The organism is Bacillus solitudinis, from assembly GCF_002797395.1.
Classification (GTDB): Bacteria; Bacillota; Bacilli; order Bacillales; family Bacillaceae_D; genus Halalkalibacter_A; species Halalkalibacter_A solitudinis.
Genome location: NZ_KZ454943.1, coordinates 1 through 12,262 on the forward strand (window position 1 = coordinate 1; position 12,262 = coordinate 12,262).

General features: G+C 39.0%; 11 protein-coding genes and 1 riboswitch. Of the genes, 1 reads left to right on the forward strand and 10 read right to left on the reverse strand.

Annotated elements, in window-relative coordinates; genetic code table 11:
* The 4 genes from queF to queC all read right to left on the reverse strand — a co-directional run.
* Positions 1–377, reverse strand: a 377-nt coding sequence (queF, locus tag CEF19_RS00005; protein WP_100404180.1) for a preQ(1) synthase, incomplete at its 3' end; no start/stop codon positions are given.
* 16 nt (positions 378–393) lie between these two features.
* On the reverse strand, positions 394–1,104 hold the full coding sequence (gene queE, locus CEF19_RS00010; protein ID WP_100404181.1) for a 7-carboxy-7-deazaguanine synthase QueE: 711 nt from the start codon (positions 1,102–1,104) through the stop codon (positions 394–396).
* Positions 1,101–1,526 carry a 6-carboxytetrahydropterin synthase QueD gene (queD, locus tag CEF19_RS00015; protein WP_100404182.1) on the reverse strand — a complete coding sequence of 142 codons (426 nt, stop codon included), beginning with the start codon at positions 1,524–1,526 and terminating at the stop codon, positions 1,101–1,103. The genes queE and queD overlap by 4 nt, the downstream gene beginning before the upstream one ends.
* Entirely contained in the window at positions 1,523–2,188 is a 666-nt protein-coding gene (queC, locus tag CEF19_RS00020) for a 7-cyano-7-deazaguanine synthase QueC (RefSeq protein ID WP_100404183.1), read from the reverse strand. Before queC ends, queD begins: the two co-directional genes overlap by 4 nt.
* 96 nt (positions 2,189–2,284) lie before the next feature.
* Positions 2,285–2,328: riboswitch (PreQ1 riboswitch) on the reverse strand.
* 132 nt (positions 2,329–2,460) lie between these two features.
* On the opposite strand from queC, the gene CEF19_RS00025 reads away from it, so the two are divergent.
* On the forward strand, positions 2,461–3,693 hold the full coding sequence (locus CEF19_RS00025) for an aminopeptidase (RefSeq protein ID WP_100404184.1): 1,233 nt from the start codon (positions 2,461–2,463) through the stop codon (positions 3,691–3,693).
* A gap of 207 nt (positions 3,694–3,900) precedes the next feature.
* Here the strand turns inward: CEF19_RS00025 and CEF19_RS00030 are convergent, their stop codons facing one another.
* From CEF19_RS00030 to CEF19_RS00055, 6 genes are read right to left on the reverse strand one after another with little or no spacing between them, the layout of a single operon-like run.
* A complete protein-coding gene (locus tag CEF19_RS00030) occupies positions 3,901–5,736 on the reverse strand; it encodes an IucA/IucC family protein (RefSeq protein WP_100404185.1) in 1,836 nt (611 codons plus the stop codon).
* Between the two features lie 27 nt (positions 5,737–5,763).
* Positions 5,764–6,951, reverse strand: a complete 1,188-nt coding sequence (locus CEF19_RS00035; RefSeq protein ID WP_100404186.1) for an MFS transporter — start codon at positions 6,949–6,951, stop codon at positions 5,764–5,766.
* The gene (locus CEF19_RS00040) at positions 6,952–8,316 is read right to left on the reverse strand and encodes a lysine N(6)-hydroxylase/L-ornithine N(5)-oxygenase family protein (protein WP_227521881.1); all 1,365 of its coding nucleotides are present in this window, start codon (positions 8,314–8,316) and stop codon (positions 6,952–6,954) included.
* Positions 8,285–8,863: a GNAT family N-acetyltransferase gene (locus CEF19_RS00045; RefSeq protein WP_100404188.1), complete on the reverse strand. Its 579-nt coding sequence runs from the start codon at positions 8,861–8,863 to the stop codon at positions 8,285–8,287. The genes CEF19_RS00040 and CEF19_RS00045 overlap by 32 nt, the downstream gene beginning before the upstream one ends.
* Positions 8,850–10,688, reverse strand: coding sequence for an IucA/IucC family protein (locus CEF19_RS00050; RefSeq protein ID WP_100404189.1), 1,839 nt, complete (start codon positions 10,686–10,688; stop codon positions 8,850–8,852). Before CEF19_RS00050 ends, CEF19_RS00045 begins: the two co-directional genes overlap by 14 nt.
* Positions 10,689–10,703: 15 nt before the next feature.
* On the reverse strand, positions 10,704–12,260 hold the full coding sequence (locus CEF19_RS00055; protein ID WP_100404190.1) for a pyridoxal phosphate-dependent decarboxylase family protein: 1,557 nt from the start codon (positions 12,258–12,260) through the stop codon (positions 10,704–10,706).
* Between the last annotated feature and the right edge of the window lie 2 nt (positions 12,261–12,262).

The following is a 12,262-nucleotide window of genomic DNA, read 5'->3' on the forward strand; positions in this document are numbered from 1 at the left end:
CCGCGTGGCGTAAACTTCCCCCACACCTCAATATAACGAGGGTCCATAAGGTTGATTAAATCATTCATGATAATATTGATACAATCTTCATGGAAATCTCCGTGGTTTCGAAAGCTAAATAAATACAGCTTTAACGATTTACTTTCAACCATTTTTATATCAGGTATATAACTTATATAAATTGTTGCAAAATCAGGTTGACCCGTTTTTGGACAGAGAGATGTAAATTCCGGAAAATTAAATTTCACAAAATAATCTCTCGTGTGCTTGTTATCAAATGCTTCCAGTACTTCTGGATTATATGCAAAAGTATAGGAAGTTCTTTGATTTCCTAGTAAGGAAACACCTTCTAATTCTTCATCTGTACGACCACTCATCAATTAACCCCCCCTTCTATACTCCACGCTTATTTCCCCATAAAAGAGTATGCAATTGCGGCAAAACTCGCGCATCATTCATTATAGTCGAATGCGTCGCTTTCTCAATTAACCATTCATATTTCTTCAGTAAAACAGATACTAACGACTGATTCTCCTCTGTTTTTACATCCTCATTTCCAACCTGCAAATAAAACGAATGATTTGGGTAACGTGTACGAATTGATTCTGCATATGTGAAATCTGTTTCATTAAAAACAACGATTTTCAAACTTAATTGTTGCTTACTTAAACGGTCGATAAACAGATCGAGCAGATTAAAATCAGTTTCCATTCCTGAACTTGGAGGCTTTGGAGAAATGGTAACGTCGTCAACATCTTTAAACCACTCTTGCCATAACGTACCTTGGGTTTCGACTGCCACCTCTACCTGCTTCTTCTTTAGAAGCTCAATTAATTCAGCAAGCCCTTCATGAAGAGCCGGATTCCCCCCAGATATCGTTACATGTGAAAAGGCATCCGCCCCTTGTTCGTAGAGAGAATCCCAAATTTGTTCGGCTGTCATTAATTTACTTTTTCCTGTTCCATCCCATGTGAAACTTGAATCACACCAAGAACAGCGAAAATCGCAACCAGCTGTTCTTACAAACATTGTCTTTTTCCCGATGACCATACCTTCACCCTGAATCGTCGGTCCGAATACTTCCATTACAGGTATTTTCCTCATGAAAAATCCTCCTGTTTAGGACGATAGACAACATAACTTGTCGGGGTTTCGCGAACAATAACCTGAAGACATGTCGGTTTGTTAGGCTGCGATTTGAGATCGGTTTGCACGCTTTTCCAAATTTGCTCTGCCACAATTTCAGTTGTCGGAAAAAGTTGTTCGTATTCTGGATGATCATTAAGAAGTGTATGATCATAACGTTTATGAATCAAGTCCTTAAGTCTTTTAAAATTAACAAGAAAGCCTGTATCATCTAGATCATCACCTGCGATTGTAATGTTAATAAAGTACGTATGACCATGCATATCTTTACACTGTCCGGCACGTTCATCTGGTATAAAATGAGCGGCTGCCAGATGCATATCTTTATTTAATTCAAATCGATAAGAATGAGGAACTTGCGGGTAAAATTGTTGAATCAATTTTTATCACCTGCCTTTTTAACCAAGTAGGCATCAAGCCCTCTTTGGCGTAATTTACAGGAAGGGCATTCCCCACAACCTTCACCGCGAATTCCGTGATAGCATGTTAACGTTTTTTCACGGATAAACGCTAGGGCGTTAAATTCGTCAGCCATTTCCCATGTCTCTTCTTTATTTAACCACATAAGTGGAGTGTGAATAACAAATTGTTCATCCATGGCAAGGTTCAATGTTACATTTAACGACTTTATGAAGATATCTCGACAATCAGGATAACCACTAAAATCTGTTTCACACACGCCCGTTATTAAATGACGTGCACCTTGTGCCTTGGCATAAATCGCTGCAAACGATAGGAATAAATGGTTGCGTCCTGGTACAAATGTTGACGGGAGCTCCCCATCTTCTCCTTCTTTCACTTCAATTTCATCTCTAGTTAGAGCATTTGCCGATAATTGGTTAATTAATCCCATATCTAACACATGAAAGGAGACACCTAACTCACTTGCAATCTCTTTAGCACATTCAATTTCTTGACTGTGACGTTGTCCGTAATTAAATGTAACGGTTGCTACCTCTTTAAAATGATGAAGTGCCCAAAACAGGCAGGTGGTGCTGTCTTGCCCACCACTAAATACAACAACTGCTTTTTCGTCTTTCATTTACTTATTTCTCCCTTCTTACGTAGAAGAACAAGCATTCGAAACCTAATCTCTTATTTAAAAAACGCACTAAAAAACCGTACAAAGACGTACAGTAATATCTTAGTTTTTTATAGAGGGAGTTTGCGAACCTCTAGATCTTTTCTACATGATCTTTCGTTTTTTATCATATCATATTTAATGGAGAGGTCGCTATTCTTTTCACTTAAGAGGAGAATTGGTAAACTAATGAAGAACTCGCGATAATTAACTACATAGAATTGAGGGGTATTATGACAACATTTCATGAAAAACTCGAAAAGTACGCTGAACTCGCCGTTAAGGTTGGGATTAATATTCAGCCTGGACAAACTCTAATCATTCGTGCACCTTTATTTGCGGCGGACCTCGCTCGACTTTCCGCTAAAAAAGCGTATCAAGCAGGAGCTAAAATTGTTCATGTGGATTGGAGTGATGAAGAGGTTACAAAAATTAAATTTGACCATGCCCCTGAAGAAGCATTCCATGAATTTCCAACTTGGGTAACGAAAGGGTATGAAGAACTTGCTGAGAAAGGGGCTGCCTTTTTAAGTATCACAGGAAGTGACCCAGACTTACTAAAAGGGGCCGATCCCGAAAATGTCTCTAATGCCAATAAAGCGAGTGGAAAAGCAATGGAAGGCTTTCGGTCATACATAACATCTGATAAAGTCAGTTGGTCTATCGTGGCAGCTCCTTCAGCTGGTTGGGCAAAGAAAGTTTTTCCGGATGAAGAAGCAGAAACCGCGATTGCAAAGCTTTGGGAGGCCATATTCTCTGCGGTGAGAATCAATCAAGCTGACCCTGTAGCTGCTTGGAAAAACCACTTAGCCTTGTTAGATGAAAAAATGAATATTCTCAACGATCGACATTTTAAAGAACTTCATTATTTAGCTGAGGGTACGGATTTAATTATTGAATTACCCGAGACACATCTCTGGGTTAGCGGCGGGAGTACAAACAAAGACGGAACCCAATTTGTAGCCAATATGCCAACAGAAGAAGTGTTCACATCCGCCAAAAAGACAGGAGTAAATGGAACTGTTTCTAGCACGAAGCCTTTGAATTATGGTGGAACAATGATAAATAATTTCTCGCTCCGTTTTAAAGATGGGAAGGTCGTCGACTTTAAAGCTGAAGAAGGATATGAAACGTTAAAACGCCTACTTGATACCGACGAAGGGTCTCGATTCATTGGAGAGGTTGCCTTAGTTCCTCATCAGTCACCTATTTCGGATACAAATATAATTTTCTATAATACCTTATTTGATGAAAATGCTTCAAATCACCTTGCCATTGGTAGTGCGTACGCTTTTTGTATTGAAGGCGGAAAAGATATGAATAAAGAAGATCTCGAGAAAAACGGTCTAAACACTAGCATGACTCATGTTGACTTTATGATTGGAGCGGCCGACATGAACATCGATGGTATTCATGCTGACGGGCGTAGAGAGCCTGTCTTCCGCAATGGGAACTGGGCAATATAAGGTAGAATTATTTTGATGAATTGGTAACAGTCGTTTCAATCACTTAATGAGGTCGCATGTGCTTTTCATCCTCATCAAAATTTTAGCGATATCAACAATAAGGGGTTGTGTCATAAGGTGAAAACCTCCCTTATGACACAACCCCTTAAATATTTCATATAAGTCAGGCTTCGCGTCACGCTGCTGTTATCTGCTTTAAGTTTCCGGTTATGATTTCACTTTTTCTTTAATAGAGACAAGATGCAACGGATTCTGTACTTTTCCAAACTCAGATGCATGAGGGCGATCGTCATCATCCTCGTAGCCATAATCAATCATTCTGTTACGGTTTAAACATAGCTTCGTATAAGATGGTTTCAGCAAATCAAACAGATGGAACCTTTCCGTAAGTTCCGGAAAACGGCTTTGATAAGCGATAATCGTTTCTCTTAGTAAGCGCCAAAATCTTTCCTCTTCATAATGATTATAGGTCTCTAAGATACCTGTTAAGTAACGGAAATGGCAGACAAAAAGCCCCGTGAAAATAAATTGACATAACCCCTCAGCCCCTTCACTACGAAGAATAGGCTTTAATTCCTCCGGTAAATGTTGTAGTTCAGGAAGAGGTTCTTCACTAACATTTACATCATCAACAAAGTCTTTCATCGCTAAACGACTTGGGACATAATTCTCCAACACTAATACGGTATTTTGGCCATGCGGGGAAAACACCGTTCCATATTTATAAAGATAATGCAATAATGGCGGTAATGTTACGCTAAATAGCTTTTTAATCCACTCGTCAACCGATAATCCCGACTTTTCGATTAGTGCAGAGACAAATGGCTTTCCTGTGTTGTCTACATAAAGCAAGGAAGCTAATGTGATCGGTTGTTCTCCTTCGTCTAAAAACGAGTAAATCGACTCACGCCAAATACTTCCTAACATTTCAAGACACTGATAAGGTGCTCCCAAAAGCTTTGAATAATATGGATGATCATAATTTACACTAGCCACTTCTCCGGGCAAGATCAAACGACATTCATCTCGTAAGAAAGTATCCTGGTCACGGATGCTGTGAATATATTCCGTGATGAGTGGTGCGACAACGGTTCGTTCCCCAGGGAGGCCACGGTATACTAGGGTATTTAAAATACTCATAGGTAATTTAACGTGATGTTTACCTTTATCACTTGTATTAACAAACGTACGAATCGACTGCTGCGGAAGATAATCATCTTCACCCTCCCCAAGAGGAATAATTCTTTGTTGAGCGATATCCTCGGGGAAATACTGGATAATGATATTATTCCATTGCCATTCATGGATTGGCATAAAAAGATAATTAGAAGTTTCTAGTTCTTTTCCTTTTAACATTTCCATGAAATACTCGAATGTCTCATTCCCTAACTCTGCTTGAATTAACGATTTACAATCTAATGTTGAAACAGAATGAAAGGTTGCATAATCCTTATGCACAGCTACCCATGAAAGCTTCACTTGCTGTTTTTGCTCTGGCGAATAAGAGAGATAATCTTGATAATCAAATCCAATTCGTCCCTTATTATATGTAATCCATGGATGTCCCTCCATCTCTCCCTCTAATTCTCCATAATCCATATCGATTAACTCTTCAACACTTTGCTTTTGCTTACTCTGTAAAATATGGGCATCTGCTAATAAGGTGTTATTATATTCTTTAATGAGATGTGCTGTTGTCAAAGGCTTCATTCCGACTGTTTGCTGAATATCTAATATAAATTGAATCGGTTTATTGCCTTTTTCCCATTCTCCATTTCTTAGGCAATGGATCGTTTCTGGATTAATTCGATAGCTGTCCATTAAACGTTTTTTTCCTTCAAATTGGTAGCGGACTTCTTGGCCTCGCTCGCTCTCCTTGAGGACAAGTTGATAAACGGTACAACTTTCTGTATCCTCAATAACATCAGGCTGTATAATCTCTTCGTACATAAATTCTGAGATCATTTTCGCTAATAAGTTCAAACTGACTTGCTCCCAATTTGCTGGTTTTAATATTTCTTGTACTTGGATACTATTTTGCATGAGTCACTCTCCTATATTTTATTTGCTTTACGCAACATCTACTTTCTGAACTTGCGGCATTCGATCTTTAAAAATCGTTTGGCGTGCTACAAACAATGTAAGCAAACAAATGACTCCGCCAAAAACGAACGGCATTGCTAAGTTATATGAACTAACTGTCATTGAAGCGAGTAATGGTGCAACTAGCAAACCTGCATTTTGAAACGATGATGCGATCGTATAGTTAACGTGTAGCTGATTACTACTTTTATTAAATAAGTAAAGTTCGAGTGCAGATTGTGCAATTGCGAGAAAGAAACCATAAATACTCCTTCCAATACATAAGACAAGTAAACTACTAGTCATTCCTTGTAAAATAAGACTAATAGCTAAGACACCTAAAGCGAACGCAAAAACAAAGGATAACTTCTCAGGTGAACAGATCTTCCGAATAGTTGGATAAGCAATAATCGCCATCAAACTCGGAATCATAAATAAGATACTACTCTCAACTAACGACAGTTGAAAATCAGTGATTGTATACGTTACAAAATAAGGACGAATCATATTGTTTGCAGTATGAAAGGCAAAAATGACAAGACCGATTGTAACTAAAAAACGAAATTGTTTTTCTCTTGAGTGAACCAAATGTTTGTTAGGTACCGTTTTTTTCCTTGATGATAGCTTTCGAAATGTGATGCAACAAATAAGCCAAATGACGACCTCTGTTGCAGCCAACCCGTAAAATAATAGCAAGGGATTTTCAAGTTTGATAATCAATGCCCCTGATAATGTCCCTAAGATGATCGCTCCGTGAAAGAGCATATGGTACGTTCCAACGATCCGAGATCGTTTCCCCTTTCCATTTAGCTCAATCAGCAAAGGATAAATGAGAAAAAAGCTGCTTTTTCCAATTAAAAGTAAAACAGTAAACCATAAAAATTGCTGTACATCTTGTGCCCCTGCCATTCCAACTAACATTACAGCTGAAATCCATTGTCCTACATACAACAAGTGCCTAACTTCAAAGTATTTCGAAAGTATCCCCCAAATCGGAACTGCAATGACAACCGTTAAACGAGCGATGAAAATATAAAGCGCAGTATATTCCAAATCAGTGATTCCAAATACCTTTTCGAAAAACTGAGGATAAAAAGGCGACAGTGCCACATCTGTATACACTAAATAGAAAATCAAGAAAAACAACACTGCCTGGCTCGCTTTGAAAGAAGTCATTTACGAAACCCCAAATTGCTGAAAAACATTACGCTTTGAAACAGGATATACCTCCCGATTCGCTAGTTGATTAATGATTCTAGAATTCCGATAAGCCCCCAGTCCCAAGTCTGGGGCCCCGACTCCATGTGTATGCATTTCACCATTTTGAATAAAAATTTTATTGGCAATATCGTCCGTGAGCTTAAGCTGATAATTTTCCTCTACGATATACCTCCCTTTTTCATCCCACTCAATAAGCATGTGCAGACCGGAAAGAAACTTCGGAATAGGATGTTGATAGCCTGTAGCTGCTACGACAACCTCACTTTCATGTGTAAAGGTTTGCCCCTGCTCCCATTGTTTGCACAGCAACTGATATTTCGTGCTTGTGCCTAAGTTAATCTCCTTCACATCTGCTACTTCCGTTTTAGCAAGCAAACGAACAGGGGGTGTCTCTCCACCGACGGAATATTCATAAAGGGCATCATAAATATCAGCAATCGTCGCTGCACTAATTCCTTTATATAGCAAGTCCTGTTTCGGTAGTTGTTCGTCCTTTTTTCCCTGTGTTAATCGATAAAAATAATCGGTATAATCCGGTGAAAAATGCTCCAATCCTAGCTTTGAGTATTCCATTGGAAAGAAGCCTCTTGATCGTGTAAACCAATCTAATTGATAGTGATAAATATGCTGTTCCTTTAACAGTTCAAGAAAGACTTCAGCCGCACTTTGTCCTGAACCTACAACCGTAATTGAATCCGACTGACGTAAACGCTCTCGATTTTGTAAAAACTCAGCAGAATGGAAAATATCTTCTCTAGAAAGATCAGCCATGCTACCCGGAATATAGGGGACACTTCCAATCCCAATGACAAGATGACGAGTATAATAGTAGTCGACCTCTTCTGTTTCCATGTTCTTTGTTTCGACTTTAAAGTAACCGTTTTGGCTGTCTAAATTCACCTCAAACTCATTTACTTCAGTTAAATCAGTTTGCCAATGAATTGCTGTCACTTTCCTCCCAAAGCAGCAGTTTGTTACTTGTTCTGAGACCCACTTGCAATAATGGTTGTACTCCCTTCTTGGAATGTGAAATCGTTCAAGAAAATAAAATTTATATAATCGTTCATGCTCGTGTAAATAATTTAGAAAACTGAACCTGCTCTTTGGATTAGCCATTGTAACAAGGTCTGCTAAAAACGGGACTTGAAGGGTCGTATCCTCAATAAGAAGCCCCCCGTGCCATTCAAAATGAGGTTTCTGTTCAAAAAAAAGTGCCTTTACTTCCGTGCTCTCTTCTAGTAATGCTGCTAAGCCTAGATTAAAAGGACCAATACCAATGCCAATGACGTCATACATGCTGTTGCCCGGTGAAGTTGACATCCTTCCACCTCCTAAAAAAAGTTGCACGCTCACAAAACATCAGCAATCCTCGTTTGTCAGGAAGCTCGATTTCGTTTTGCGCTTCAAAGCCACACTTTTTAAAAATGTGAATCATCTTTTCATTACGTACATCCGGCTCTGCGACAATTTTACTTGTACCCTCACTCTGAAATAAGAAAGCAGTCATCGCTCGCAAGAAAGGTAACGCTAACCCTTTCCCTAAAAATTCTTTAGGTCCAAACAAGAGGTGAATCCCTTGATCTTCCTCTTCAAGCTGATAGTAATTTGCAATAATGTCATCTTTGGTCCAGTAACATTCCCAGTAACTCATCGGTTCACCGTTAACATGGCCAATATACAAAGTCTGATGACGATCACATAATAACTTTTGCAAATGTGCCTTATAGTCAAGGAGAGGGAAGTTTTGCTTCCAAAAAGGAATGACATGGGCTTGATTATGCCAATAATGTAAACGTTCCAAATCATCCTCTAGCTTGACTTGTCGAAATGAGATCTCATAACCAGTCTCTTCATCAATAAGCTTCACTCTTAACCAACTCCTTCCTTGCTAAAGGGTTATCGATGTCTACGTAAACCGATTGCGTTTCAAGTGATCCCGTCAGCTCATCCATGTCATGGAAACGAGTTAGTAAGTTTGCTTTGCACGGCAACTTTTCATATGTTAGTAAGCTATCAATAAGCTGTGATGAGTTTTCTGCTGGGATCTTAATCTGTTCTAGCACTTCCTTGATTTTTACTAATAACTTCCTTTCATCAATGAGGTTGCTTACACCAAATGCGTTAACTAATCCGAGCAAATGATTATAGTAAAAATAGTAACGTAAACGCTCATCTGCAATAGCATCGGTACAAACGGTGTTACTTTTTTCGCTAATACCCGGTAAGAGCTGATTAAGCCGATTATGATAAGACTTGGAATAATAGTATCCTTGATTATCTCGATAATAGAAACGATCTGGATACCCTTCTTTTAACTGGATAACACTATTTTGTTGATGTGCCTCTAGCGCAATTCCATAGGTTAAGTAAAGCCAAATAATCGGCTTCAATGATCGTTCTAAATAGCGGCTGAACCAATCTAAGCTTACTTCTTCCGTTGAACGTCCTTCCTTTTCTGCTAATTGCTTAATTATTTCTGCTAGTCTTGACGTATGTCCATCAATCGAATCCTGACATAGTGCCGCCACTGAAGTCGCATTAAGAGCACTGTCTAAAAAGAATGGATTTTCTCTTAAAATTACCTCAAAACCAGATTCCTTTTTTCCCTTAATGGCAACGGTTAAGAAGGCTGGATCACATATGACTTGAAAATGAGGATGTTTGCTTCTTAGCTCATCACCAATCTTGCCTTTGAGTAAGTTTTTAACCTCTACTCCTCTTTCAAGCTCCATCCTCTTATTTACACGAACAGAATTTGTGATTTTCACGTTTAATGAAAATTTCAACATATACTTTTCTTCTGGATGGTAGACTGTCCTAACAGAAGACGTTGGATAAAAGGTACGCCCTATCTCTCCCACATTCTCGATTAATCCTTGCCTCATCAATGCTTTTACATCTGGTTTCCGCACGAGAAAGTCAGCTTGCCAAGGGTGAACTGGAATAAGTGCATACTCATCTGCTTGACAATAATTCAGCTTAAATTCACTTGTTACATCGGGATCTTTCTTTAATTGTTCTTTTACAAGATTAATTGCTGTATCTTCTAGGGCAGACCCATGCTCGACAATCGACGTATGTACACGGAAATAATGTAATTGAAACTGTCCTTTTAGCTCTGGAGAATAAAAAGGAGCATCACTTTCAGATATCCCCTGACGACTTTTCGGTGTAGGATGCAATAAATGACCAAATATCAATGCTTGCTCTGCTTCTATAAAGCTCAAATCAGACTGATACAAACGATCACTTTCTATAGCACGTGCTTGCACAAAATGTTCGATATTCTGGCAGCTTAAAATGACTCGCATCATCAACTCATCTTGATAACCTGTTCCATTAACAGTATCACTGCCTTTCATATTCAGCTCCTTGATAACCATACTTGTTAGTGTTACATAATCAAGTTCAAACAGTCGATTGCTGTCTGGTGAAAGAGAGTAAAAAAGGGGAAATGAAACAATATGTCGTCCAGTAATTGACCAATATCTAAGAGGAATATACAAGTGAATACCTTGGTTTGGTAACTCGCATTCGATTGTTTGTTTTACTTCCTGACGTTCTGATAGTCTACTAACCAAGACATGGGGGGCATTATTCTTTTCCATTAGCTTATAATCTGCCGTTTCTCTTAAATAGCAATTTAAGAAGCTTTGTATCGTCACGTGTTCTGCAATTTGTTTTGACTTCATCTCGTTCATCCTCTCCTATAAACGTCCAGCTGTTTGAGCTAAATGTTTAATTTGGCTTAGTATAGATTGAATATCCTCTACTGTCGTACGTGGATTTAGTAATGTTAATTTCAAGTAAACAGATTCGTTAACTCGGGTTCGTGCCAACACAGTGTGCCCTTGCTCCAGAAGCTTGGTACGAATTAATCCGTTCAGCTTATTAAGCCATTCCGTATTGTTTGCTTTCTCTATTGCTTCAGGTCTATATCGAAAAACAACCGCATTAATTTCAGGATGATTCATAAGCTCGAATTCAGGTTCCTTTTCAATTATCATTGCGGTTTCTTGAGCCAACTTAATCGTATAATCAATCATGTCAGCAAACACTTTTCTTCCAAGAGCTTGGAAAGAGACAAAAAGCTTTAAAGCATCAAAGCGTCTCGTTGTTTGAATCGACTTTGTTACTAGGTTAGGAATGCCTGTCTCTTCATCGTCCTCGGGGTTTAAATAATCTGCATTTAATTTGATAAAATCAAAGTTCGACCTGTCCTTTACAAGAAAAGCGCCACAACTAATCGGCTGATAAAATAGCTTGTGAAAATCGACTGAAATCGAATCAGCTAAATCAATTCCAGTTAATTTATGTTTATAACGATCACTGATAATAAGTGCCCCTCCATAAGCAGCATCCACGTGGAACCACATTTGATTATGAGAAGCACGTGACGCTACCTCAACAAGTGGATCGATACTGCCAAAGTCTGTTGTCCCCGCTGTTGCCACTAACGCAAATGGATGTAAACCCTGTTCGTTTAATTGCTTTAAGCAACGATCTAAACTTTCTACGCACATTCGGTGATTGCTATCTGTCTCCACTGGCATGACGGCCTGCTCTCCTAAACCAAGTAAAAAAGCAGACTGGCGGACGGTGAAATGTGCGTCCTTTGAGCATAGGATTCTTAGTTTACTAGCCTCTAGCGGTAACCCATTCCTCTGGGCGTCCCAGTTAAACTGTCTTTTCAAATAGCGATCCCGGGCCAGAAGTAATCCCATGAAATTAGATTGTGTCCCTCCACTTGTAAACACCCCATCTGCTCGTTTCTTTTTAAAAAAGAGATCGCTTAACCAATGAACCATCTTTTCTTCAAGGATGGTAGCGGAAGCACTTTGATCCCATGAATCCATTGATTGATTCGTTCCGCTTATCATCACTTCTGCGGCAAGAGCCGCACTTAAAGGCGGACAATGAAGATGAGCAAGGCATGTTGGGTTCGACACAACAATCGAATGCTTTAAAACTATTTCGCCAATGTTTTCAAGCAATATTTTAACTGACGACTCTTCCTCAGGTAATATTTCTTTAAATGTTCCATTAAAAAGTTCTGTAAATTCTTCATGAGGTAAGCCACTGTACGGGTTTTGGTTACTAGAAAACTGATGAACGAAAGCCTCTTGTGCCCACCTCATTGCTTTTGCATAATAGTCGATGCTTTCCTCGTTGCTATGAACAAAGTAACGCTCAAACTTTTGTTTATTCATTTCTGCTGGTTCTTGCTTGACCAATTCTAGTAGACTTGCTTGATTCAAGGTCATTC